Source organism: Peribacillus sp. FSL E2-0218 (genome assembly GCF_037992945.1).
GTDB classification, from domain to species: Bacteria; Bacillota; Bacilli; order Bacillales; family DSM-1321; genus Peribacillus; species Peribacillus simplex_B.
Genome location: NZ_CP150304.1, coordinates 3533954 through 3560570, shown reverse-complemented (window position 1 = coordinate 3560570; position 26617 = coordinate 3533954). Strand labels below are relative to the sequence as shown.

At 44.9% G+C, this 26617-nt stretch carries 20 protein-coding genes and 1 other annotated feature; of the genes, 16 read left to right on the top strand and 4 right to left on the bottom strand.

Annotated features, from left to right (window positions below; genetic code table 11):
- Positions 1 to 124 precede the first annotated feature (124 nt).
- From MHI53_RS17110 to yihA, 6 genes are all read left to right on the top strand, one after another.
- Positions 125 to 1156, top strand: a complete 1032-nt coding sequence (locus MHI53_RS17110; RefSeq protein WP_340371808.1) for a tetratricopeptide repeat protein — start codon at positions 125 to 127, stop codon at positions 1154 to 1156.
- Positions 1157 to 1339: 183 nt separating this feature from the next.
- Positions 1340 to 2632, top strand: a complete 1293-nt coding sequence (gene tig, locus MHI53_RS17105; RefSeq protein ID WP_061143504.1) for a trigger factor — start codon at positions 1340 to 1342, stop codon at positions 2630 to 2632.
- 433 nt (positions 2633 to 3065) lie between these two features.
- The gene (gene clpX, locus MHI53_RS17100; RefSeq protein WP_061143503.1) at positions 3066 to 4334 is read left to right on the top strand and encodes an ATP-dependent protease ATP-binding subunit ClpX; all 1269 of its coding nucleotides are present in this window, start codon (positions 3066 to 3068) and stop codon (positions 4332 to 4334) included.
- 612 nt (positions 4335 to 4946) lie between these two features.
- Positions 4947 to 6617 carry an ATP-dependent protease LonB gene (gene lonB, locus MHI53_RS17095; RefSeq protein WP_061143502.1) on the top strand — a complete coding sequence of 557 codons (1671 nt, stop codon included), beginning with the start codon at positions 4947 to 4949 and terminating at the stop codon, positions 6615 to 6617.
- Between the two features lie 234 nt (positions 6618 to 6851).
- On the top strand, positions 6852 to 9173 hold the full coding sequence (gene lon, locus MHI53_RS17090) for an endopeptidase La (protein WP_061143501.1): 2322 nt from the start codon (positions 6852 to 6854) through the stop codon (positions 9171 to 9173).
- Positions 9170 to 9751, top strand: a complete 582-nt coding sequence (yihA, locus tag MHI53_RS17085) for a ribosome biogenesis GTP-binding protein YihA/YsxC (protein WP_061143500.1) — start codon at positions 9170 to 9172, stop codon at positions 9749 to 9751. The genes lon and yihA overlap by 4 nt, the downstream gene beginning before the upstream one ends.
- 55 nt (positions 9752 to 9806) lie before the next feature.
- On the opposite strand, the gene MHI53_RS17080 is transcribed toward yihA, so the two are convergent.
- Complete coding sequence (locus MHI53_RS17080; RefSeq protein ID WP_061143499.1) at positions 9807 to 10289, bottom strand: DUF5668 domain-containing protein; 483 nt, start codon at positions 10287 to 10289, stop codon at positions 9807 to 9809.
- A 253-nt stretch (positions 10290 to 10542) separates the two neighbouring features.
- Here MHI53_RS17080 and hemA point away from each other — a divergent pair, with 253 nt between their 5' ends.
- From hemA to ysxE, 8 genes are all read left to right on the top strand, one after another.
- Positions 10543 to 11895, top strand: a complete 1353-nt coding sequence (gene hemA / locus MHI53_RS17075) for a glutamyl-tRNA reductase (RefSeq protein WP_340371807.1) — start codon at positions 10543 to 10545, stop codon at positions 11893 to 11895.
- A gap of 10 nt (positions 11896 to 11905) precedes the next feature.
- A complete protein-coding gene (locus tag MHI53_RS17070; RefSeq protein WP_061143497.1) occupies positions 11906 to 12736 on the top strand; it encodes a cytochrome c biogenesis protein in 831 nt (276 codons plus the stop codon).
- A 9-nt stretch (positions 12737 to 12745) separates the two neighbouring features.
- Positions 12746 to 13678 (top strand): hydroxymethylbilane synthase, encoded by a 933-nt coding sequence (hemC, locus tag MHI53_RS17065; protein ID WP_340371806.1) that lies wholly within the window; start codon positions 12746 to 12748, stop codon positions 13676 to 13678.
- The gene (locus MHI53_RS17060) at positions 13678 to 14475 is read left to right on the top strand and encodes a uroporphyrinogen-III synthase (protein WP_061143495.1); all 798 of its coding nucleotides are present in this window, start codon (positions 13678 to 13680) and stop codon (positions 14473 to 14475) included. The genes hemC and MHI53_RS17060 overlap by 1 nt, the downstream gene beginning before the upstream one ends.
- Positions 14472 to 15467: a porphobilinogen synthase gene (gene hemB / locus MHI53_RS17055; RefSeq protein WP_340371805.1), complete on the top strand. Its 996-nt coding sequence runs from the start codon at positions 14472 to 14474 to the stop codon at positions 15465 to 15467. The genes MHI53_RS17060 and hemB overlap by 4 nt, the downstream gene beginning before the upstream one ends.
- Positions 15468 to 15500: 33 nt before the next feature.
- Positions 15501 to 16790, top strand: coding sequence for a glutamate-1-semialdehyde 2,1-aminomutase (gene hemL, locus MHI53_RS17050; RefSeq protein WP_061143493.1), 1290 nt, complete (start codon positions 15501 to 15503; stop codon positions 16788 to 16790).
- A 550-nt stretch (positions 16791 to 17340) separates the two neighbouring features.
- Complete coding sequence (locus MHI53_RS17045) at positions 17341 to 18738, top strand: LysM peptidoglycan-binding domain-containing protein (RefSeq protein WP_340371804.1); 1398 nt, start codon at positions 17341 to 17343, stop codon at positions 18736 to 18738.
- Positions 18739 to 18829: 91 nt separating this feature from the next.
- Positions 18830 to 19900, top strand: a complete 1071-nt coding sequence (ysxE, locus tag MHI53_RS17040) for a spore coat protein YsxE (protein ID WP_061143491.1) — start codon at positions 18830 to 18832, stop codon at positions 19898 to 19900.
- Positions 19901 to 19956: 56 nt separating this feature from the next.
- Here the strand turns inward: ysxE and MHI53_RS17035 are convergent, their stop codons facing one another.
- Positions 19957 to 20148, bottom strand: coding sequence for a hypothetical protein (locus MHI53_RS17035; RefSeq protein WP_061143490.1), 192 nt, complete (start codon positions 20146 to 20148; stop codon positions 19957 to 19959).
- Between the two features lie 211 nt (positions 20149 to 20359).
- Positions 20360 to 20590, top strand: a binding site (T-box leader).
- Positions 20591 to 20633: 43 nt separating this feature from the next.
- On the opposite strand from MHI53_RS17035, the gene MHI53_RS17030 reads away from it, so the two are divergent.
- Complete coding sequence (locus MHI53_RS17030) at positions 20634 to 23285, top strand: valine--tRNA ligase (RefSeq protein ID WP_061143529.1); 2652 nt, start codon at positions 20634 to 20636, stop codon at positions 23283 to 23285.
- A 55-nt stretch (positions 23286 to 23340) separates the two neighbouring features.
- On the opposite strand, the gene MHI53_RS17025 is transcribed toward MHI53_RS17030, so the two are convergent.
- Both MHI53_RS17025 and MHI53_RS17020 read right to left on the bottom strand, forming a co-directional pair.
- A complete protein-coding gene (locus tag MHI53_RS17025; RefSeq protein ID WP_340371803.1) occupies positions 23341 to 24195 on the bottom strand; it encodes an ATP-grasp domain-containing protein in 855 nt (284 codons plus the stop codon).
- Positions 24164 to 25108 carry a RimK family alpha-L-glutamate ligase gene (locus MHI53_RS17020; RefSeq protein WP_340371802.1) on the bottom strand — a complete coding sequence of 315 codons (945 nt, stop codon included), beginning with the start codon at positions 25106 to 25108 and terminating at the stop codon, positions 24164 to 24166. Before MHI53_RS17020 ends, MHI53_RS17025 begins: the two co-directional genes overlap by 32 nt.
- Positions 25109 to 25207: 99 nt before the next feature.
- On the opposite strand from MHI53_RS17020, the gene MHI53_RS17015 reads away from it, so the two are divergent.
- Positions 25208 to 26488, top strand: coding sequence for a folylpolyglutamate synthase/dihydrofolate synthase family protein (locus MHI53_RS17015; RefSeq protein ID WP_340371801.1), 1281 nt, complete (start codon positions 25208 to 25210; stop codon positions 26486 to 26488).
- Positions 26489 to 26617 lie beyond the last annotated feature (129 nt).

Genomic DNA, 26617 nt, shown 5'->3' with positions numbered 1-26617 from the left:
ATTTTTTATGACTGGAAATACGGAAATCAGCATATATAAGTGAAGATCCGGGGAAATTTTTGTGTTTCCTTCTATTACATGCTAAACTGTTTTTCAAAAAGTGAACGGTGAGGCGGAAAATAGGATGGATAATGAGAACAACCGAAAAAAGGACGGAGAAGCTAGGGTTATCGCCTTTCCAAAACTCGGTGAAAGGCTGATCGCCAAAGGGTTGGATGAGCTAGGTAATCGAAACTTCAAAGCTGCTGCCCAGCTTTTCAGCCAAGCGAGGGAGTATGAACCTGAAGATGATGAGGTGTGCATGGGGCTTGTAGTCTCGCTTGTCGAGCTGGAGTTTTATGAGGAGTCAAAGGAATTGTGCAAAGAGATGCTGAATAAAGGCATCGGTGACTATTTTCAACTGATCAATATCTATTTGATGGTTTTGCTGCAATTAGGCGAGCATCAGGAAATGGTCACGACGATCGAGCTGCTGTTTGACGAGAACCAAATTCCGTTCGACAAAGAGGAACAATTCGAGAAGATGCTGCAGTTCAGTAAACGGGCACTTGAGGATAAAAAAGAGGAAGAAGACAGGAACACTCAGCAGATTGCAGCGGAATTGCAAGAGGATGGGCTTTTTGAAGGCAAGACGGATAATGAAATGTTTTTGGTCATTTCAAAACTAACGCATATCAATATCCGACCGTTTATCCCTCAAATCGAGCAATTTCTGCAATCCGAAGGGCACCCCTTCTTTAAAACGATGCTCCTGAACATTCTGACCGACCAGGAATATAACGAACAAGTGAGACTTAGCAAATTCAATGAATCGAAGTCGGTCCTCCCGACGGAATTGAAGAGCTTGAAGGAAACGGACTTCTATAAGAAGATCACCAGCCTGACGGAAGCAAGAATCAGTCAAGATAACCCAAGCTTGTTCGAGATGGTGCATAGTTTAATCGAACGGCATTCCTTCCTGTTATACCCCTTCGAACCGGAACAGGAGAGCATTCCTTCTTGGGCGGCCGCTTACCATGCCTTGGCGGAGGAATACATGACTGGTGAAGTTTCCGCGAGGGGCATAGCAGGATTTTACCTCGCAGAAGAGGATGCCGTAGCCGATATTCTTTCCTATTTAAAAGAAATTGAGGAAATTTCTTATCCCATTATTTAACCTATTGCTGTTGTAACAGAATCAACCTGTGGTATAATGTAGTGGTTGTAATGTATAATTCGTCTTATTTTGACGAAACCCAAGATTTTTTGGGTATATTTGAGGGATGACTTGTTAACACTTGCAAAGCATATTCATCCAATGCTTATTATTGAAGTATATAGATTTTTTGGAGGGAAACACATGTCTGTAAAATGGGAAAAACAAGAAGGTAATCAAGGCGTACTAACAATCGAAGTTGACGCTGCAAAAGTAAACGAAGGTTTAGACGCAGCTTTCAAAAAAGTAGTGAAACAAGTAAACGTACCTGGCTTCCGTAAAGGTAAAATGCCACGTCAAATGTTCGAAAAAAAATTCGGCGTAGAATCTCTTTACCAAGATGCGCTTGATATCATTCTTCCGGACGCTTACGCAAATGCTGTCGAAGAAGCTGGAATTCAGCCTGTAGATCGTCCAGAAATCGACATCGAGAAAATGGAAAAAGGCGAAAACCTAATTTTCACTGCAACTGTAACAGTTAAGCCAGAAGTTAAATTAGGAGATTACAAAGGTGTTGAAGTTGAAAAGTTCAACACGGAAGTAACGGACGAAGATGTGGATAACGAATTGAAAACTTTACAAGAGCGTCAAGCTGAGCTTGTCGTGAAAGAAGAAGGACAAGTTGCCGAAGGCGATACAGTTGTTCTTGACTTTGAAGGATTCGTTGATGGTGAAGCATTCGAAGGCGGAGCTAGCGAAAACCATTCATTGGAAATCGGTTCTAATTCTTTCATCCCAGGATTCGAAGAGCAACTTGTTGGTCTTGAAACTGGCGCTGAAAAAGATATTGAAGTTACTTTCCCTGAAGAATACCATGCTGCTGAACTTGCAGGAAAACCAGCTGTATTCAAAGTGAAAATTCACGAAATCAAAACAAAACAACTTCCTGAGTTGGATGATGAGTTCGCGAAAGACGTTGACGACGAAGTGGAAACGTTGGCTGAACTGAAAGAAAAAACAAAACATAAATTAGAGCATGACAAAAAACATGAAGAAGAAAACTTCATTCAAAACACTGTAATTGGCAAAGCTGTTGAAGGTGCAGAAATGGACGTTCCTGAAGCTATGATTTCCAACGAAGTGGACCGCATGATGAACGAATTCTCTCAACGCATTCAATCTCAAGGTCTTAATCTAGAACTTTACTACCAATTCTCAGGTCAAGATGAAGAAGCTTTGAAAGCGCAAATGAAAGAAGAAGCTGAAGGACAAGTTCGTACGAGCTTAACTCTTGAAGCAATCGCTGAAGCTGAAAAGCTTGAAGCGACTGATGAAGATGTAGAAGCCGAGCTTGGACAAATGGCTACAATGTACAATATGGAAATTGATGCGATCAAACAAGCTCTTGGAAACTTGGAAGGCATCAAAGGCGATCTTAAAATTAAGAAAGCCATTGACTTCTTGGTAGAAAACAGCAAAACAGTTGACGCTAAATAATTTTTATAAGTAAGCGGATTTTAATATTTTCTTTTAAAAAAACAAGGCGCGAGTAATCGTGCCTTGTTTTATACATATTGAGAATTAGTGGAAATTTCAAATATCGGTTATTTCCTGATTGATTTTTTTTGGATTTCAGTGTAGATTAGTTCTAATACCGCATATACATATTTATACAGCGAATCCTAATTTTAAAAATCAAAAGTTTTGGGCATACTGGTAAAGGGCAAATACATATTGATTGATTATTGTACTTATTTAACAACTCGGACGCGTGAGCATTTTTGTTACTAAACTTCCAAGAACATGATAAAATGCAAAACATACTAGGGATTTGGAATGCTTAACTAGAGGTGTGCCTAGTTTTTTTTCAATTAAGATTGGGTACCGCTATGTACTAGAGTTGGAAGAGTATTTAAAGGGGTGAACGTACATGTTTAAATTTAATGATGAAAAAGGACAGCTGAAATGTTCTTTTTGCGGAAAAACACAAGAACAAGTCCGTAAACTGGTTGCTGGTCCAGGTGTATATATTTGTGACGAGTGTATCGAGCTTTGTACGGAAATCGTCGAGGAAGAACTTGGTACTGATGAAGAAGTGGAATTCAGAGATGTACCTAAACCTATGGAAATCCGGGAAATTCTTGATGAATACGTGATTGGACAAGAACAGGCGAAGAAATCTTTGGCTGTTGCGGTTTACAATCATTATAAGCGTATCAATTCCAATAGCAAAGTCGACGATGTCGAGCTTTCGAAAAGTAACATTGCCCTAATCGGACCGACAGGAAGCGGGAAAACCCTTCTTGCACAAACATTGGCCCGTCTATTGAATGTTCCTTTTGCCATTGCTGATGCGACTTCATTGACGGAAGCTGGATACGTAGGGGAAGATGTGGAAAATATCCTCCTTAAATTGATTCAAGCAGCCGATTATGACGTTGAAAAAGCGGAAAAAGGCATCATATATATTGATGAAATCGATAAAGTTGCGCGTAAATCGGAAAACCCTTCGATTACACGTGACGTATCTGGAGAAGGCGTGCAACAAGCTTTATTGAAAATTCTTGAAGGAACCGTTGCAAGCGTGCCGCCTCAAGGTGGACGTAAACATCCGCATCAAGAATTCATTCAAATCGATACGACCAATATCCTGTTCATTTGTGGCGGTGCATTCGATGGCATCGAACCGATCATCAAACGCCGTCTTGGCCAAAAGGTCATTGGATTTGGCTCTGATGTGAAAAAGGATGATATTGCGGAAAAAGAATTGCTTTCCAAAGTACTTCCTGAAGACTTGCTTCGTTTCGGATTGATCCCGGAATTCATCGGACGACTGCCAGTAATTGCGACTCTTGAGCAATTGGATGAAGCCGCTTTGATTGAAATCCTGACTCAACCGAAAAATGCTCTTGTTAAGCAATATCAAAAATTACTTGAGCTTGATGATGTCGAATTGGAATTCGAACCGGAAGCGTTAAGTGAAATTGCCAAAAAAGCGATTGAGCGTAAAACGGGTGCCCGTGGATTGCGTTCCATCATTGAAGGCATCATTCTAGAAGTGATGTTTGATCTGCCTTCACGTGATGATGTTGCAAAATGTGTGATCACGGGCAACACGATTTCCAAAAATGAATCTCCAAAGCTTGTCCTTAAAGATGGCACGACCATCAAGGGTCAAGAAAAGAAAACATCCGCTTAATGAATGTGAAAAAGTAAGACGCCAGTACAACCTGGCTGTATAGAGAAAGGGTTTCGGAGTGATTTCATTCCGAAACCCTTTTTTTTGCAAATTGCACGCGTGATCTTATCCTCTTGTCCGATGTTTAGGTGGCTAGGTGCGGTAGAAGAACTGTTTAAACAAGTAAAGACCCAAAATGCAGCTCACCATTTTCCCCGACCTCCTCTGGATAAGCGAGTGCCTGAAAAGTAAAGCAACGGTCAATGTCCATGCCCTCCTCCAACCCTGTGATTAGGCAGGATTCGAAATACATTTTCACGTAAAGTGGAATGAAACGGAAGGCGGCGAGACTCCTGCGGGAAATGCGTGTCCACTTGAGACCCGCAGGCTGAAAGCCGAGGTGGCTCAAGGACCGCCCGCGGAAAGGGAGCGCCTGCAGTGCAATGAAACGGTCATTGTACAAACTCACCGAAACTTTAGGCAATGAAAGTCTAACCTCAATCTGAACGGAAAAACGGAATTTCCCCTGCCAAAACCCCAAAAATTTACAACGTTGATTTCTTGGATAATTTCGCCCTTCCCAAGGAGATACTAACAGAAATGACAAACTAGGAGAGTGCAGGAGGGAATAGAATGAATTGGACAGGATTGGCGTTGTTTATTCAGCTGTTTTTTGGGATTATTATTGGATTGTATTTTTTGAACTTATTGAAAGGCCAACGGACCCAAAAGGTTTCGATTGACCGAGATTCACGAAAGGAAATGGACCAATTAAGGAAGATGAGATCCATTTCATTAACGGAACCATTGGCGGAGAAGGTAAGGCCAAGCACATTCACCGAAATCATCGGGCAGGAAGATGGGATTAAATCATTAAAAGCTGCATTATGTGGACCGAATCCCCAGCATGTGATCGTTTACGGCCCTCCGGGGGTTGGGAAAACGGCAGCAGCCAGACTTGTACTTGAAGAGGCTAAGAAAAATGGCAAGTCACCTTTTAAGAATTCAGCCGTTTTCGTGGAATTGGATGCGACTACAGCCAGATTCGACGAGCGGGGGATTGCCGATCCGCTGATTGGTTCGGTTCACGACCCGATCTATCAAGGGGCCGGGGCGATGGGACAGGCTGGCATTCCGCAGCCAAAGCAAGGCGCTGTCAGCAATGCTCATGGCGGGGTATTATTCATAGATGAAATAGGAGAGCTTCATCCCATCCAGATGAATAAACTTTTAAAGGTTTTGGAGGATCGGAAGGTCTTTCTGGAAAGTGCCTATTACCAAGAGGAAAATCAAAATATTCCCACTCATATCCATGATATTTTCAAGAATGGGCTTCCTGCCGACTTTCGCTTGATTGGAGCGACAACGAGGACGCCAAATGAAATTGCACCTGCGATCCGTTCAAGATGCATAGAGGTTTTTTTCCGCGAGCTGGACCGGGAAGAAATAATGAAAGTGGCCAAGAATGCCTCCGATAAAGTGGGGATCACGATAAGTGAAAAAGGATTGCAGTCGATTTCCGATTATGCCCGTAATGGCAGGGAAGCGGTCAATATGATCCAGACTCTTGCCGGGATCTCGATTAATGAAAACAGGAGCTTCATAAGAGAAGAAGATATTGATTGGATGGCACATAGCAGTCAATTGACTCAACGCATGGACCGGAAAATTGAAACGAATTCGAAAATAGGTCTAGTCAACGGTCTTGCAGTATATGGTCCCAACTCAGGGGCATTACTGGAAATCGAAGTTACCGTCATGGCTGCATCGAATGAGAAAGGCTCGATAAATATCACCGGCATCGTGGAGGAAGAGAGCATTGGCGGTGGAAATGGCAAGTCGATCCGCCGCAAGAGCATGGCGAAAGGTTCGATCGAAAACGTGATCACGGTTCTCCGGTCGATGGGGGTGCCTGCCGATCAATTCGATATCCACGTCAACTTCCCAGGCGGAAGTCCCGTCGACGGACCTTCTGCAGGGATTGCAATGGCAACGGGCATATACTCGGCCATTTATAAAATCCCTGTTGACCACACAATAGCAATGACTGGGGAAATCAGCATCCATGGCGGAGTCAAGCCGATTGGCGGAGTCATACCGAAAATCAAGGCCGCGAAGCTAGCCGGGGCAAAGAAAGTGATCATCCCAGCCGATAACATGCAGCCGTTGCTATTGGAAATCAAGGATATCGAAATCATCCCCGTTACACATGTAAAAGAAGTGCTGGATCAAGCACTGAAAAAGGAAATGATATCAGAGCAAATCCTCACGTCCTTGGACCTATCAAAAAAAGAAAGCGTATAAAGGAAGTGCCCCGGCTTAATAGAACCGGGGCATTATAATGAAGTCCATTTGGGAAAAATAATCGCAAGTTCAGACGTGCTTTTTTAATTAATATTGGAGATAATAAGAGCAGTAGAAACGTGTCAAGGTAAACGAATAGACACTTCTATATAAATAGGATAGAATTGTTAAAAGGTCGAGAACATGGGTAAATAGTTTACAACGACGATACTAAAAAGATGGAGGTGTCAGGAAATGACTGATAAAGAAATCATCGTCCCCCTCCTGCCGCTTAGAGGATTGCTTGTATATCCAACGATGGTACTTCATTTAGATGTAGGCCGAGACAAATCGGTGCAAGCCCTTGAGAAAGCAATGGTGGAAGACCATCTTATATTTTTGACGACACAACAAGATGTTTCGTTGGACGAACCAGGGGAAGAAGATTTATTTAAAATGGGAACTTTAACAAAAGTAAAACAGATGCTGAAGCTTCCGAACGGGACAATCCGGGTATTGGTGGAAGGGTTGAACCGGGCAGAGGTCGTTGAATTTTACGATTATGAGACACATTATGGTGCCAAAATAAAAATATATGAAGACAGTGATGAAAAGGATGCGGAACATCAAGCATTGATGCGCACTCTTCTGGATTATTTTGAACAATACATAAAAATGTCCAAGAAAATAACCGGTGAAACATTCACATCCACTTCCGATATTGAAGAGCCAGGGAGATTGGCTGATATCATTGCCTCGCATCTGCCTTTGAAGTTGAAGGAGAAGCAGGAAGTGCTAGAGACCATCGATATGAAAAAGCGATTGAGCCGTGTAATCGAAATCATCAATAATGAAAAAGAGGTTCTTTTTCTCGAGAAAAAGATCGGCCAGCGCGTCAAGCGTTCAATGGAACGGACTCAAAAGGAATATTATCTGCGTGAACAAATGAAAGCCATACAAAAAGAATTGGGCGATAAAGAAGGAAAGACTGGCGAGATTGAAGTCCTTAACGAAAAGATTGAAGAAGCGGATATGCCTGAGCACATAAAGGCAGCGGCCTTAAAGGAATTGGACCGATATGAAAAAGTGCCTTCAAGCTCTGCTGAGAGCTCTGTGATCCGCAACTATATTGAATGGCTCATATCGCTTCCGTGGTCGAATGCGACAAAGGATGATTTGAATATCCATAAAGCTGAAAGAATCCTGAATAGGGATCATCATGGTTTGGAAAAGGTGAAAGAGCGGGTGCTGGAGTATTTGGCCGTCCAGCAATTGACCAATTCCTTGAAGGGACCGATCCTTTGCTTGGTTGGGCCTCCTGGGGTCGGGAAAACCAGTTTGGCTAAATCAATCGCAACATCCATGAATAGGAACTTTGTCCGGATCTCACTAGGTGGAGTTCGTGATGAATCAGAGATCCGCGGCCATCGCCGCACATACGTAGGGGCAATGCCAGGACGGATCATCCAGGGCATGAAAAAAGCGGGAACGATCAATCCCGTCTTTTTGCTGGACGAAGTGGATAAGATGTCCAATGACTTTAGGGGCGATCCATCCGCAGCGATGCTTGAGGTGCTCGATCCCGAGCAAAACCATAATTTCAGTGACCATTATATTGAAGAAACGTATGACCTATCCAAAGTCATGTTCATAGCGACAGCGAACAATTTGGGCTCCATTCCTGGCCCGCTTCGTGATCGTATGGAAATCATTTCGATTGCAGGTTATACTGAAATAGAGAAACTTCATATAGCCAAGGATCACCTTCTGCCTAGACAGTTGGAAAACCATGGGTTAATGAAGACACAATTGCAAATCCGTGAGGAAGCTCTAACCAAAATCATTCGTTATTATACCCGGGAAGCCGGTGTCCGGAGTCTGGAGAGACAGCTTGCTGGCATCTGCAGGAAGACTGCGAAAATCATCGTGTCCGGGGAGAAAAAGCGGGTCGTCATTTCTGATAAGAATGTCGAGGAGTTTCTGGGGAAAACGATGTTCCACTATGGACAGGCAGAAGTCGAGAATCAAGTCGGGGTAGCCAATGGCTTGGCTTACACATCGGTTGGCGGCGATACGCTGCAAATCGAGGTTTCCTTATCACCAGGTAAAGGAAAGCTTATATTGACTGGCAAGCTTGGCGATGTAATGAAAGAGTCTGCACAGGCCGCTTTCAGCTATGTCCGTTCAAAAACCGAGAAACTTCATATTGATGCGAACTTCCATGAAAAATATGATATTCATATTCATGTCCCAGAAGGTGCTGTCCCTAAGGATGGTCCTTCTGCAGGCATCACGATTGCAACAGCGTTAATATCGGCCCTTACCAACAGGCCGATCAGAAAAGAGGTAGGCATGACAGGCGAAATTACATTACGCGGACGGGTTCTGCCAATCGGCGGCCTTAAAGAAAAATCTTTAGCGGCGCACCGGGCAGGACTTACGAAAATCATCATCCCGCAAAATAACGAAAAGGATATTGATGATATCCCGGAGAGTGTCCGTAAAGCATTAACATTTGTTCCAGTTTCACACGTAGATGAAGTCCTTGAGCATGCATTGGTAGGTGTGGACGAATGAAAGTGACAAGTTCAGATATTGTCATCAGTGCCGTAAAGCCTGATCAATATCCCAATACTCCAATCCCGGAGTTTGCCTTGGCTGGCCGCTCCAATGTAGGGAAATCGAGTTTCATCAACAAAATGATCAACCGGAAAAACCTGGCGAGAACATCGTCCAAACCGGGCAAGACGCAGACTTTGAATTTTTACATCATTAATGAAGCACTCCATTTTGTCGATGTTCCAGGCTATGGCTATGCAAAGGTATCCAAAACCGAACGTGATGCGTGGGGAAGAATGATCGAAACGTATTTCACTTCCCGTGATCAGCTCCGTGCTGCGCTTCTGATCGTCGATTTGCGTCATCCGCCGACAAAGGATGATATCGCAATGTATGAATTCCTGAAGCATTATGACCTTCCAAGGATCGTCATCGCCACTAAAGCGGATAAAATTCCGAAAGGCAAATGGCAGAAGCACTTGAAAGTCACCCGCCAAACGTTAAATATGGAAAAAGAAGATGAATTGCTTCTTTTCTCTGGTGAAACGGGCGAAGGGAAAGAACAGGCTTGGGGTGTCCTTAAGAAATATATGTAAATGAAAAGGGTATTCCGCATCCGGAATACCCTTTTTCAATATGAATTCTGCCTGATCACTTTTTACGAACTAAAAAATAGATGCCGATTGCCATCAAGGCAAATGGCCAAAACCTTTCGATATTCGCCGTGCTCGTTTCGACCAGCCCGAAAGAGGTCGTGATCTTATCATAGAATAAGAATAGAATCGAGATGATCAGCAGTATCAACCCATGAAACATTCCATTATTTGTTTTGCGGGCCCGCAGTATAAAACCCAGTGAGATGATTAAAATAAAGATACCTATATTATCCGGCCAAATTTCCAGGTTTTTTACGATGTGAAAATGAGCCCCGAAACCAAGCAAAATCACGCCTGGCAGGATCGACTCATACTCATTGCCGCTATAGGCCTGAATCAAGAAGGCTGCACCCACTATACATAATAGGGTCGGCCAACTATAAAAACCTGGGAAGATTTCGATGTGGGAATGCTCAAGAAAAAAATATAGGCCGAAACCAATTAAAACGATTCCAGGGAAAATGCGTTGCGTTTTCATGTGATCCTCCTATCCAATTCGATTACTTGAAGTTTTTTGCCATTTTTGATATGGTACTTTTGTACACTATGTCGAAATATGTATGTAACTTATAAATCCCGCCTAGACACCTTTTGGAGCAATCCTGGCGTTTTAGCCGTCTTTTCATGGTAGCATATGTTTTCATAAACTGTTCATATTATTTGCGTGAATCAATTTTTGTACATGGTATAATAAATTTACACGAAAAATTTTGGGGGTGCAAAACAAAAGGATGCATATTCTAGCGGTTGGTATTAATTACAAAACTGCCCCTGTTGAAATTCGGGAAAAACTATCGTTTAACGAAGCCGAACTTGCCGAGGCAATGAAAGCTCTTAAAAATAAAAAAAGCATCTTGGAAAATATCATTATTTCAACTTGTAACAGAACGGAAATATATGTGGTCGGTGACCAGCTTCATACAAGCCGGTATTACATTAAGGAATTTCTTTCGGAATGGTTCCATATCGATAAAGAGGAATTTTCTAAATACCTGTTCATCTATGAAGGTGATGGGGCCGTCGAGCATTTATTTTCCGTTACGTGCGGCTTGAATTCCATGATCCTTGGGGAAACGCAGATTTTGGGACAAGTACGCTCCAGCTATATGTTGGGACAGAAAGAAGATACGATTGGGACCGTTTTTAACCATCTCTTCAAGCAAGCCCTTACATTGGCGAAGAAAGCTCATTCAGAAACGGAAATCAACACCAATGCCGTTTCTGTCAGTTATGCTGCCGTCGAACTTGCCAAAAAAATCTTCGGCGGTCTGAACGGCAAAAACGTCTTGATTCTTGGTGCAGGTAAAATGGGAGAGCTGGCCATTCAAAACCTTCACAGCAATGGTGCAGACAGCGTTACGGTCATTAACCGCACTTTTCAGAAAGCGGTCGACTTGGCCGGCAGGTTCAATGGTAAGGCAAAACAGCTTCAGGAGCTGCAGTGCGCTTTAGTGGAAGCGGATATCCTGATTACTTCGACTGGGTCGAAAGATCTTCTCGTAACAAAAGAGATGATGACATTCGTAAATAAGCTTCGCAAGGGCCGTCCTATTTTCATGGTCGATATCGCCGTTCCGCGTGACCTCGACCCAACGCTGGCCGAGCTGGAAAATGTCTTCTTGTATGACATTGACGACCTTGAAGGGATCGTGCAAGCGAATATCGAAGAGCGCAGAAAAGCCGCCCAGAAAATAGAAATGATGATTGAATCCGAAATCGTCGACTTCAATCAGTGGATTAATTTGCTTGGCGTGGTTCCTGTCATCTCTTCCTTGCGGGAAAAATCGCTTTCGATTCAGAAGGAAACGATGGAAAGCATCGAAAGAAAGCTTCCGCATTTAAGCGAGCGTGACAAAAAGGTATTGAACAAGCATACGAAGAGCATCATCAACCAAATGTTAAAAGATCCGATCCTTTATGCAAAAGAGCTGGCGGATGAGCCGAATGCAAAAGAGCAATTGAATAACTTCGTGAAAATCTTCCATTTGGAGGAATTGATAGAAGACCACCTGGTAGCGGAGGATGATGAAAAAGAACGGAACGGCTCCAAGGCATCCCTGCTAAACCCAGTTCCTGTCCAGTAATGAGGTAGATATGGAATTACTAATGACAAGATTGCATGAAGTCACAGTATTGTTGTATGCCATCAGTATGCTTTTATATTTTATGGACTTCCTTAATAATGACCAGAAGGCGAACAAGGTCGCTTTCTGGTTGCTTTCTATTGTTTGGGTACTGCAAACAATTTTTTTGTTTCTGTATGTATGGAAAACGGGAAGGTTCCCGGTTTTGACGATTTTTGAAGGCTTATACTTTTATGCATGGGTCCTCGTATCTTTATCATTAATCATCAATCGCTTGCTAAGAGTCGATTTTACGGTCTTTTTTACGAATGTCTTAGGCTTCATGGTCATGGCCATCCATACCTTTGCACCTGTACAGATAGAATCGCAAGTTCTTGCACAGCGTCTCGTTTCGGAGCTGTTGCTCATACATATCACCTTTGCGATCCTTTCTTACGGGGCATTTACGCTTTCTTTCGTATTTTCCCTCCTCTACTTGATTCAATATGATTTATTGAAACGGAAGAAATGGGGCAAAAGGCTGCTTCGACTCGGCGACTTAACAAAGCTTGAGCATATGTCTTATGTCCTTGCGGCAATAGGCGTGCCCTTATTGGTGGTCTCGCTTATCCTGGGCATCCAATGGGCCTATATAAAAGTGCCGGGTGTATCGTGGCTGGATATGAAAATCATCGGTTCGTTTATATTGCTCATCGGCTACAGTGTGTTCTTATACTTAAAAATCCGGAAACAAATGTATGGAAGGACATTGGCCTTTCTGAATATTGGATCCTTCATGATCGTGTTAATCAACTTTTTCCTTTTCGGAAGCCTTTCAACATTCCACTTTTGGAATACTTAGGAGGAAATTATGAGAAAAATTATTGTCGGTTCTAGACGAAGTAAATTAGCGATCACCCAAACGAATTGGGTGATTGCCCAACTTAAAGAACTTGGGGCTCCATATGAGTTCGAGGTGAAGGAAATTGTGACAAAGGGTGACCAAATCCTCGATGTCACACTTTCCAAGGTAGGCGGTAAAGGCTTGTTCGTCAAAGAGATCGAACAAGCGATGCTCGATAAAGAAATCGATATGGCCGTACATAGCATGAAGGATATGCCGGCAGTGCTTCCCGAAGGCTTGACGATCGGGTGCATACCTCCACGTGAGGATCACCGGGATGCCTTGATATCAAAAAATCATGAAACCTTATCCGGATTGAAGCCAGGCTCCATCATCGGCACTAGCAGCCTGCGCCGTGGCGCCCAGATTTTAGCAAGAAGGCCGGACCTTGAAATCAAATGGATTCGCGGCAATATCGATACCCGCTTGAACAAGCTGAAAACGGAAGATTATGATGCGATCATCTTAGCGGCAGCCGGACTTTCAAGAATGGGCTGGGAGCGGGAAATCGTTACCGAATTCCTGGATGAAGACATTTGCATTCCAGCAGTCGGTCAAGGAGCGCTTTCCATTGAATGCCGTGAAGACGACAAAGAGTTGCTCGCTGAACTTGCTAAATTAACATGCGAAAAAACGAAAAAGACCGTCGAAGCGGAGCGTGCCTATTTGGATAAAATGGAAGGCGGATGTCAGGTACCGATTGCCGGCTTCGCGGTGGCAAAGGATAATGGCTCCGTTGCCTTGACGGCATTGGTCGCTTCCCCGGATGGAAAGGTGATTTACAAGGAAATGGTCGAGGGTGAAGATCCCGAGGCAGTCGGACATGAAGCTGCCAAAAAAATAAGTGAAATGGGCGGTAAAGAATTGATCGATCGCGTAAAAGCGGAGCTCGATCAGTAATGACTCCCTTTCAGCCTCTTAAGGATTATCAGGTACTGATCACCAGAGGGAAAGGACAGGCTGATGGCTTAAAGGCATCTATCGAGGAAAATGGCGGAACGCCGCTTCTTGTGCCATTGCTGGAGTTCACCCTGCCTGATCGTTTGGAGGAGGTCCGTCAATGCTTAGCGGCGATTCATACCTATGACTGGATCATCTTGACCAGTCAAAATGGGGTGGATTACTTCTTTCAGCTTCTTGGTAAACGGCCAAGGACTCTTCCGAAGATAGCGGTGATCGGTTCCAAAACGGAAGTCGCCCTGAAACGGTACGGATATGAGGCGGATTTCGTGCCATCCGAATTTGTTGCCGAAGGGTTCGTTTCGGAGTTCATTACCATATTGGAACCTGGAACCCGTGTGCTGCTGGCGAAAGGGAATCTAGCCAGGTCCGTCATTGCGGAGGCAATCAATGAAGGTGGAGCATCATGTGATGAAGTGATCATCTATCGCACCGTACTTCCAGCAAGCAGCGAACAAGAACTCGTCCATCTTATAAAGAATCATGCCATTGACATCATAACCTTTACGAGTTCTTCGACGGTCAATCATTTCCTGCAGATCATGGAAAGCCATGAATTGGGTACATACATAGACCGGATCGTCATCGCATGCATCGGTCCCATCGCCGCCAAGACGGCTGTTAAACATGGATTATCAGTAGACGTGTGTCCTGATGTCTATACGACGGACGCCATGGTTGCCGATATCATTCACTTCATCATGAAACGAAATACTAAGGGAGGAACTTTACAATGAAAAATATTCCATTCAATCGCCACCGCCGTTTGCGTGCAAGTGCAGGCATGAGGGCTTTGGTCCGTGAAACACAATTGCATAAAGAGGATTTGATTTATCCCATCTTCATCATTGATGGTGAACAGGTAAAAAATGAAATTAACTCGATGCCGGGTATCTATCAGCTTTCCATGGATAACTTGGAGGCGGAAATGGATGAAGTGGTAAGTCTTGGGATTAAATCGGTCATTTTATTCGGTGTACCCTTTGAACATGATAAAGACGAACACGGTACAGGGGCGTTTCACCATAACGGACTCGTGCAGGAAGCGACCCGCCTTATCAAAAAACAATATCCGGAAGTGATCGTCATTGCTGACACCTGCCTTTGTGAGTATACAAGCCATGGCCATTGCGGAGTGGTTGAAGGGGAAAAAATCCTCAATGATGCTTCCCTGGACCTTCTTGCCAAAACAGCAATCAGCCAGGCAGAGGCCGGCGCTGATATCATCGCCCCTTCCAATATGATGGACGGGTTCGTGGCAGCCATCCGTGCAGGACTTGATGAAGCCGGATATGAAGATATACCGATCATGTCCTATGCCGTGAAATATGCTTCTGCTTTTTACGGTCCCTTCCGTGATGCAGCGAATGGCGCGCCGCAATTCGGCGACAGGAAAACATATCAAATGGATCCAGCCAACCGTCTTGAAGCATTCCGTGAAGCGGAATCCGATGTCGCTGAAGGTGCGGATTTCCTAATCGTTAAACCGGCACTCGCTTATATGGACATCATCCGGGATGTTAAAAATAATTTTAATCTCCCTGTTGTTTCCTACAATGTCAGCGGTGAATATTCAATGGTCAAGGCAGCCGCCCAAAATGGCTGGATTGATGAAAAAGCGATCGTGACGGAAATGCTGACAGGATTGAAGCGTGCGGGTTCCGACTTGATCATCACGTACTTCTCAAAAGATGTTGCACGGTGGATGGACGAAGATCAACAAAGATAAAAAAAAACCGGTAATGGAAAAGGGGATTGAATCATGCGGTCATATGAAAAATCGAAAAAAGCGTTTGCCGAAGCAGTAAACTTGATGCCAGGCGGAGTGAACAGCCCGGTACGTGCCTTCAAGTCAGTGGACATGGACCCCATTTTCATGGAGCGCGGCAAAGGCTCAAAAATGTATGATATCGATGGCAATGAATATATCGACTATGTTCTTTCATGGGGACCGCTTATCCTCGGTCACACAAATGATCGTGTCGTCGAAGCATTGAAAAAGGTAGCCGAATCGGGCACTAGCTTTGGAACATCTACGGTAATCGAGAATGAACTCGCTAAGTTGGTCATAGACCGCGTGCCTTCGATTGAGATGATCAGGATGGTATCTTCCGGAACGGAAGCGACCATGAGTGCTCTCAGGTTGGCACGAGGCGTTACAGGACGTGATAAAATCCTGAAATTCGAAGGCTCTTATCATGGACACGGAGATTCCCTGTTAATCAAAGCAGGTTCCGGCGTTGCCACGTTAGGATTACCGGATAGCCCCGGTGTACCGGAAGGCATTGCCAAAAATACGATTACCGTGCCTTATAATGATCTTGCAGCAACCAAATATGCATTTGAACAATTTGGCGAAGATATCGCCTGTATCATCGTCGAGCCGGTTGCCGGCAATATGGGGGTCGTTGCGCCACAGCCAGGCTTCCTCGAAGGCTTACGGGAAGTGACGACCGAATATGGGGCCTTATTGATCTTTGATGAAGTCATGACAGGCTTCCGTGTCGGATATCATTGTGCCCAAGGGTATTTTGGCATCGCGCCGGATCTTACCTGCCTTGGCAAAGTGATTGGCGGTGGACTGCCGGTTGGAGCCTTCGGAGGCAAGCGTGAATTGATGGAACGAATTGCTCCTAGCGGAACGATTTATCAAGCGGGAACATTGTCAGGCAACCCGCTGGCCATGACGGCTGGTCTTGAAACACTGAGCCAATTGACGCCTGAATCTTATCAAGAATTCACTCGAAAAGGCGATATGCTTGAAAAAGGCATTGGCGAAGCAGCCAAAAAGTACGATGTCCCACATACATTCAACCGGGCAGGCTCGATGATCGGACTATTCTTCACGAATGAAGAAGTCATCAACTACGATACAGCCAAAACATCCGATCTTGAATTTTTCGCCTCTTACTATCGGGAAATGGCGGACCAAGGCATCTACCTGCCGCCGTCCCAGTTCGAGGGCTTATTCCTATCCACTGCACATAGTGATGAAGATATCGAAAAAACCATCTCAGCTGCAGAAAAGGCTTTTGCCAAATTAAAGAAATGATTCGAAAAAAAACGCTTAAGTCAGGCTACCCTCCTCCAAACGCTTTTGGAGAACGGAAGCCTGACTTTTTTTTATTTACTCGATTGTGGCCGGATTAAGTAGGGTGTAGGTCGAATTAATGTGGTTACAGGCCGGATTAAGTTGGATGTAGGTCGGATTAATGTGGAGGTAGGCCGAAAAAGTGGGCGCAGGCCGGATTAAGTTGGTTCAGGACGAAAAAAGGTAGCAGTAGGCCGAATTAAGTTGGATGTAGGTCGGATTAAGTTGGGTTCAGGACGAAAAAAGGTAGCAGTAGGCCGAATTAAGTTGGGCTCAGGCCGGATTAAGTTGGTTGCAGGCCGAAAAAAGGTAGCAGTAGGCCGAATAAAAGTCACTGTAGGCGAATTATAGGCAAAAGCCCGAATCATGTACATGAAATTTCTCCTTTATAGCTGCGGACAAAAACGTGGACTAGATAGGTTTAGATGAAAATAAGGAATAATTGATCGTTTTCCTTCATAGATTGTTATTGGTATATGTACCGTTTCTGAAGTTGAAAGGAGGAGTTGTTTTGTCGCAAGAAAATGAATCGCATTTACGATTTTCTTTAGAGGAATCCGTTTGGTTCCAGAAGGGACAGGAAGTGGCTGAGCTTTATTCGATTTCCCTGGATCCGAATGTGACGATTCAAGAGAGTGATCAATATGTTTTTATACGAGGCTCGTTAGACTTATGCGGTGAATACAAGGACTCGCAAAATGGTGAACAAGAGGAGTTTTCGCAAACCTTTTTGCCAAAAGCCGTGCAAAAGGTCGAGAGGCATCTCAATGGACTTAATGAGTTCACACACCGTTTTCCGGTTGATATAACGATTCCGACAAATCGGGTTGCTTCATTGGAGGAAATCGATGTCTCGATTCAGAGCTTTGACTATGCGTTGCCGGAACATAATCACTTGAAATTGCAGGCGGATTTATTGATAACTGGAATTTACAATGATTCATACGTGGAAGAGCGGTTCGATACGGAACAGGAAGCAGGGGAATTGGAGGAACAGGAAGAAACGGATGGAGAAAATGAGTCTTACATTCCTTATGCGGCTGGAATGCCGACCATTCCGGATTTTCAGCCTGTTTTCCGTGATGAGGAGGAAGATGAGTTATATTCGCCATTTTCCGCTGAGGCAAAACGGGTAGCCGAAGCTAACGAAGAGGAAGAAGAAGAGCCGATTTACTTAAGCGATCAGCACAGCGCTCCTGTTTTCGAAATGCCGGTGTCACCTTATCCTGAAGAGGAGGAGTGGGAAGCGGAAGTAAGCAGACAGGAAGACACGGATGCCAGTGAACAAGGGTCCGAAGAACCTGTATTATCCGTGCAGGAAGAGAGGTCTAGCAGGCAGGAAAAAACGATAGAGAACGTGGAATTGCCAATGGCGTCCTTGAATGCGGAAGAAGGTCAGGGGGATGCTGGCAATCATCAGAGTGTTCCAATTGCCAGCGGTCCAGTGTCACGGTTCAAAACCGAGGGCGGCGCCCTTCAGGAAGAGGATGAAGTTGTGGCCGCAGGTCCGATCCTCAACGAACAGGTGAAGGTGGAAAAGGAAGTCGAGCTTCCTTCATCGATAGGGGACCTGTTCAAAGAAAGGGAAAGACCGGCACCGCAAGCCAAAGATAAGGAAGTGAAAACGTACAAGGGCCGGAAGCAAGCAGCGGAACGGGATGAAAAAGAAACGGCTGAGCATGGGGAAAAGCAGTCTTCCATCATGGATTTATTCGGCAGGAAGCAAGATGAAGAATTGGTAAGGATGAAGGTCTGCATCGTTCAGCAAGGAGAAACGCTTGAAGACTTGGCGCAGCGTTATGATGTAACGGTCCAATCGATACTCTTCAGCAATGAATTGGAGTCGAATCAGAGTATCGAGGAAGGTCAAGTCGTTTATATACCGAAGGCGGTTGCCTATAAAAATTAACCGTGACAGAGAGCAGCGCATCCATATGGCCTGCTCCTGTTTTTTACGAAGGTAACGGGTTTAGTTTTTTTAGAGAAGGTGAGTGGGTCTCGTGAGGGAAAACGAGAATCAGCAGTCGGTTAATCGGGATCGGGACACGGAAGCCGTCTTGAGGGAATATGCCCTTTATGTACAATATATAGAGGATTTCGGACGGGTGAAGAAAGTATACAGTGATCGTGGTACGTTTGCCTTGAAATCAATTTTACCGCATAATGGCATAGATTTTATTAAAAATGTCCAAAAGCTTTACCATCGCGGTTATAATCGGATCGTTCCCATCTATCAAACGATGGATCAGCGTTATGCCGTCCTCCATAATGGCCGGTTGTATTACTTGATGCCGTGGTTGAACAACGAAGGGGACGGGGAGCGTGATGAAAAGCATAAGCAAATGTTCCGGGAGCTTGCCCGGATGCATACGCTGACCGTAAAGGAAACGCAAGTGGATATAGAAGAACGGGAAGCACATTATGAGCGGACGCTTGAGGCCTGGAATAATGAGAAGGACTTTATGGATGAGTATATTGTCAGTTGTGAAAAGAAGTGGTATATGTCGCCATTCGAAATGTCTGTGTGTACGTTCTTCACTGATATTTCACAAGCCCTGAAGTACTCGATCAAGAAGTTTGAAACCTGGTATGAAAAGACGAAGGAAAGTGAAAAGGTTCGAACCGTCGTTACTCACGGAAAGATTTCCCTTAAGCATTTCGTTTATGATGAACGGGGATATGGCTATTTCATCAATTTTGAGAATTCGAATACGGCACCGCCTCATTTCGATTTATTGCCTTTTCTCGTTAAATCGGCGAGGACCTATCCGATCCAAAGTGATGATTGCGTCGATTGGCTATATAACTATATGCGATATTTTCCGCTGAAGGAAGAAGAACTGCTGCTCATGCAAAGCTATCTTGCTTTTCCTTCATCTGCTTTGGAGCTGGTGAAGGGATATTCGGAGGGCAGGTCGATCCGCTCCGAGCTGGATCATGTCACCCAACTGCAGCGGCAATTCTGGTTATTGAAAAACATTGAGTATATGGTGATGAAAATCGAGGAAATCGAGCAGCAGAAAAAGGCGGCTGCCGAGGCTGCCAAAGAAGAGCAGTCGCCCTCAAGCTAAATATACATGATTGGATCATCTCCAGTCATGTATATTTTTTTGCTGTAGGGGAATAATTAAATCCATTCGAAATATAAAGACATGGCCAGGAAAATGAATGCGACCAACAGGAGCATATCAAAGAAAGTCGGGAAAATCAGGGTCCGCAATCCTTGGAAAACGATGAAGGGAACGATGAACTGCTGGCAAACACCGCGGAATTTTTTCATCCAAGGCGGTAAAGTATAGGGAGTATATCTTCGTTTCATATTTATTACCTTCCTTTTTTGGACGTCTAATATTCTATGGGCGGCAGTGGAAAAGGTGAAAAAACCGTCACAATGACCGTTGGTGGAGGATACTATGAGATATGGATGGTCCTGCTTCGTTAAAAAAGTAAGCGAAAAGATGATTGACTCTAGCCCCATTTTTTTTGTACTATATACTATATGCGTTTAATGATTTTACATATGAATAGAAATCAATGCTAAGACCGGAAATAGTAAGATGAAATGCACTTTTCAGAGAGGAAGCCGATTGGTGAGAGGCTTTCAGGCAGCAGCATCCGAAGTCGTCCGCGAGCAGTTTTCGTGAAAGATTTTTAGTAGCGAAGGCCGGTGAAGAGCCGTTATCCGATTTGAGAGCCGAAAGGGATTATTTTTCTTTTTCGGAAAAAAGGTGGCACCGCGAACAACTTCCTTCGTCCTTTTATGATGATGGAAGTTTTTTTTATGCCCAAAAAGGAGGAAATGATATGGAAGAGAACCAGATTTCGATGCCGACTAAATATGATCCGCAGGCAATAGAGAAAGGCCGCTACAAATGGTGGCTTGATGGGAAGTTTTTTGAAACGAAGAGTGATGATACAAAAGAACCTTATACGATTGTCATCCCGCCGCCGAACGTGACAGGCAAGCTGCATCTTGGCCACGCATGGGACACGACGCTTCAAGATATATTGACGCGCATGAAAAGGATGCAGGGCTATGATGTTTTATGGTTGCCGGGCATGGACCATGCCGGTATCGCGACGCAAGCGAAGGTGGAACAGAAACTACGTGCTGAAGGCGTAAGCCGCTATGACCTTGGACGTGAAAAGTTCGTTGAAGAAACATGGAAATGGAAGGAAGAATATGCGAGCCATATCCGCGAACAGTGGTCAAAGCTAGGTCTAGGGCTTGATTATACCCGAGAACGCTTCACTCTTGATGAGGGTCTTTCAAAAGCGGTCCGCGAAGTATTCGTCTCCCTTTATAATAAGGGCTTGATTTACCGCGGCGAATACATCATCAACTGGGACCCATCGACGAAAACGGCGCTGTCCGATATCGAGGTCATTTACAAGGATGTTCAGGGTGCGTTCTATCATATGAAATATCCGTTAGTGGACGGCTCGGGTGAAATCGAAATAGCCACAACCCGTCCGGAAACGATGCTTGGCGATACGGCGGTTGCCGTACATCCTGAAGATGACCGGTATAAGCACTTGATCGGCAAAATGGTCCGCCTGCCAATCACGGGCCGGGAAATCCCGATTGTCGGGGATGATTATGTCGATATGGAATTCGGTTCCGGCGCAGTGAAAATTACACCTGCACATGATCCGAATGACTTTGAAATCGGCAACCGTCATGACTTGGAGCGCATCCTCGTGATGCATGAAGATGGGTCGATGAATGAAAAGGCTGGTAAATATGAAGGCATGGATCGTTTTGAATGCCGTAAACAAATCGTCAAAGATCTTCAGGAAGAGGGTGTGCTCTTCAAAATCGAAGATCACCTGCACTCAGTCGGACATTCAGAAAGAAGCGGAGCTGTTGTTGAGCCGTATCTTTCCACGCAATGGTTCGTTAAAATGCAGCCACTTGCGGATGCTTCGGTTGAGCTTCAAAAAGGGTCCGATGAAGAAAAAGTCCATTTCGTTCCAGACCGTTTCGAAAAAACGTATTTACACTGGATGGAAAATATTCGCGACTGGTGTATATCCCGTCAGCTATGGTGGGGCCACCGCATTCCAGCTTGGTACCATAAAGAAACAGGTGAAGTATACGTAGGACATGAAGAGCCTGCGGATGCGGAAAACTGGGAACAAGACACAGACGTTCTGGATACATGGTTCAGCTCGGCTTTATGGCCGTTCTCGACGATGGGCTGGCCTGATGCGGACAGTGTCGATTTCAAACGCTACTACCCAACCGGGGCACTTGTTACGGGCTATGACATCATCTTCTTCTGGGTTTCAAGGATGATTTTCCAGGCGCTTGAGTTTACGGGTGAACGTCCATTTGAAGATGTATTGATCCACGGCCTCGTTCGTGATGAACAAGGACGCAAGATGAGTAAATCGCTTGGCAATGGTGTCGATCCGATGGATGTCATCGATCAATACGGCGCCGACTCGCTGCGTTACTTCTTATCGACTGGCAGCTCACCAGGTCAGGACCTTCGTTACAGTACGGAAAAAGTCGAGGCGGTTTGGAACTTCTCCAATAAGATTTGGAACGCATCCCGATTCGCTTTAATGAACATGAATGGAATGACGTACGATGAAATCGATTTGAGCGGCGAGAAATCTGTAGCAGATAAATGGATTTTGACACGTTTGAATGAAACGATCACGAATGTGACGAGACTTGCGGACCGTTATGAATTCGGTGAAGTCGGCCGTGTGCTTTATAACTTCATCTGGGATGACTTCTGTGACTGGTATATCGAAATGGCGAAGCTTCCATTATACGGTGAAGATGAAGCGGCAAAGAAAACGACACGTTCAATCTTGGCTTACGTGCTCGATAACACAATGAGGCTGCTGCATCCTTTCATGCCATTCATCACCGAAGAAATCTGGCAAAACCTTCCGCATCAAGGGGAGTCCATCACTGTTGCCGCTTGGCCGGAAGTGAACGAAGAATTGACGGATTCGGCTGCAGCCGAGGAAATGAAGCTGCTTGTTGAAATCATCCGCTCCGTCCGTAACATCCGGGCTGAAGTGAACACGCCGCTAAGCAAAAAAATCAATTTGATTTTAAAAGCGAAGGACGAGTCCTTCTTGACGACACTGCAGAAGAATAGCAGCTATATTGAGCGATTCTGTAATCCTGAACAATTGACGATCGGCATTGAGGTCGAAGAGCCAGCCCAAGCGATGACTGCTGTCGTAACCGGTGTGGAGTTGATCCTTCCGCTGACAGGACTGATCAATATTGATGAAGAAGTGAAACGTCTTGAGAAAGAGCTCGACAAACTCAATAAAGAAGTGGAACGTGTACAGAAAAAATTAGGCAACGAGGGCTTCGTCAAGAAGGCGCCGGCAAGCGTCATCGAAGAAGAACGCGCCAAAGAAAAAGACTATAGCGAGAAACGCGATTCCGTGATCCACAGAATCAATGAATTGAAACAACTGTAAACATGAAAGGAGGAACCAGCATATTGGCTGGTTCCTCCTTTTTTTATCGTGAATCTTAAACGTCCTGCAGGGTGTTGATCCTGTCCTTAATGAAAGTGAGATATTCCCTTACGATATTGATCTCGCTTAAGGCACTTAACGTACGGCTCCCGACGACATCCTCGATTTCATTGAGCAGCAGGCTGCCGTCTTTGGCAAAAATGAAATCGATGCCGACCAGGCCAAAATCAAACGCTTCGATGATTCTTTCAACCAGCGCTAAATCGTGTGGAGCTAGTTCACATAAGGAAGCTGTTCCGCCTAACGTATAATTGGCCTTGAAGCTCGAAGCTGATTCGCGGAGCACGGCGGCCTTCACTTGGTTGCCTATTACAAAAACACGGATATCCTGTCCGAATCGGCCAGGCTTTTGCACGATCCAGTTTCCTTCATTCAACTGGGCCAAATCAGCCTCATTCTCGATTAAATACACCTGCTTCCCGCCGCGGCCTTTTGTTTCTTTAGCGATGAAAGGGAGTGCCATATCAGTTGCCTTCGGCCGTCCGTTGCAATATACGGTATCGGCCATCGGAATTCCCATCGCTGATAAATATTGATGGGTCTTTGCTTTGTCATTCGCCATTTCGGATACGGAAGAAGAGTTGAAGCAAACAATCCCCATTTGCTCCAGCTGTCTCGTGAAAAAAGGGTCGATGGTCCGCACGATGGCAAAGGCTGGCATTGTGATTGGCTCCAGCACATGCTCGGCATATAACGCATTGAAGCGATGGCCGATCCGCAGATCTTCACGATGATAGAAATGCAAATCAAGATCAAGCTTGCTTGCCTCGTCCAGCATCCATTCTATGTAGCCTTTATTTTTTTCGGCATCCTCGCGGTTATATATCAGCCAGCCTGCTTGTTTTCTCATCTGTCGCACTCCCCTTCCCTATATTGTTCAACATATGATCAAACATGCTGTCAGCGATGTTGATGCCGGTGCATTCATATATATTAAGCAAATGAGAATTCGAATTCACCTCGCACAAAAGCGGCCCATCTTCACCGAATAACAAATCGACGCCAGCAAATGCGGCGCCAAGAATCTCGGCACAACGGATCGCCAGTATGGCTTCCTCCTTCGTGGGTGTATAGGGCTGGGCCCTGCCGCCAGCTGTCATGTTGGCCCGGAAGTCACTCTCGGAATGGCGTTGCATCGCAGCTATGACTTGATCGCCGACGACATTGATGCGAATGTCACGTCCTTTGCTGTGCCTGATGAATTCCTGGATGATGAATGGTTTGTGGCCAAGAAGACGGATTGCCTTGAGAAGTTCTTCTTCCGTTTGAATCAAATAAACTTGTTCCCCGAAAGAACCGTACGACTCCTTGACGACAAGCGGGAATCCAAGCTCGCTTCCGATTTGGTTGAAAACATCCATATTAACCCTTTCGATACCCTCGTAGGTGAAAGGAGGAAAGACGGTCTTCGGCATCGGTATGTTATGTCCCGCTAAGGCTTGATGCGTTTTCGCTTTGCTGTCGCAAATATCGATAGCAGAACTGCTGTTGTATACCGGGAGGCCGAGCAATTCCAAATGGCGCGCCAAATGGATATCTTTATCCATGAATAGGACAAAGTCAGGCAGCTTTCCAAACGTTCCTTTAAGCATTGGAATCCCGTTTTCAATGACGGGAATAAGATCCGAATTACGGATGAGGGTTGCCTTGATTTTTTTTCTTTCAGCCGATTCTTTGATGAACAAAGCCAGGCTGGAAAATTTATCATGCTGTAAATAGCCATTCACGACAATCCAGCAATGGAGGTCAGAAGAAGTTTTCATGAATTAACACTACCTTTCGTCTAGGTTAATCGTTCATATATTGATAAAATAATCTTAACGCATTAGAGCGGTATAAAGATAGAGGAGGCTCGATGATTAATGGCAAGGACCATGAAAGAAATCAATCATTTTTTTGAACGACGACAAGTTCGATTGGGCATGAATTTCGGCCTGTCACGCATGGAAGCATTATTAAAGAAATTAGGCAACCCGCATGAAGGGTTAAAGTATATTCATATTGCCGGTTCAAATGGGAAAGGATCGACGCTGCAGTATATGAAAGGAATTTTGATGGAAGAAGGAGTCCGGGTCGCTTCGTTCACATCCCCGTATTTAAGCCGCATGAATGAACAGCTGAAGATAAATGCAGATGAAATCAGCGATAAGGATTTCATCGCTGTGTTCACGGAACTGTGGCCGTTCATCCAAGAGATGGATCATGCAGGGAATGGCCCCACCCAATTCGAAATATTGACGGCCATGGCGTTCTCTTATTTTAGCAAGAAAGAGGTAGATCTGGTCTTAATGGAAACCGGACTTGGAGGCAGGCTGGATACGACGAATGTCATCAAGCCGTTGCTTTCGATCATTACCTCGATTTCCTTGGAGCATACGAATATCCTCGGTGACACATTGGCGGAAATCGCTTCAGAGAAGGCAGGCATCATCAAAAGCGGGGCGCCGGTCATAAGCGGAGTGACGGCGAAAGAACCGGCAGACGTGATCGAAGATAGGGCACATGCAGTCGGTGTTCCGTATTACCAATTAGCCAGGGATTTTCAAATAAGGCATGTAAAGAAAAGAGAAGGCAGACAAAGCTTCTCGTTTACGCATGGGAATAGGACCATCGATCATCTTGAAATGAACATGTTAGGCCAACATCAAATCGAGAATGCAGCATTGGCCATTGCTGCCGTCCAGATCGGCCTGGAACATACCGATGAAAAAAACATCCGCAAAGGAATAGCGGAAGCGAAATGGGATGGCCGTTTTGAAAAAATCTCCAATGACCCTTTGGTGATTTTGGATGGTGCCCATAATCCTGCGGGCATTCAGGTTCTTGTGGATACGCTGAAGGCACATTACCCTGAATATCACTACCGATTCGTTTTCAGCTCTTTTAAGGATAAGGATTATGCCAAGATGCTGCATGAACTTGAAAAAGATGCGCTTGAGATCATCATTACCGAATTCGGCCATGATCGGGCTGCCGATGCGCAGACGCTTTATGAAGCATCTCATCACGAGAATAAACAGCTAATCAAGGATTGGCAGGCGGCCATAACGGAAGGAAGACGGAAAACAGGGGACAAGGAGGTTCTTGTCATCACTGGTTCCCTGCATTTCCTTTCTCTTGTGAGGGCATTCCTGCAAGACTGACCAATTCGAATCGGGAGGGATCAGACAGTGTTGGCGTGAAGGAGATAGGGGGAGCAATGGAAAATAAAACGGGATATCCACTGCTTCCGTGAAGTTTTTTGTCAGCCAACTCCACGTATATTTGTTAAA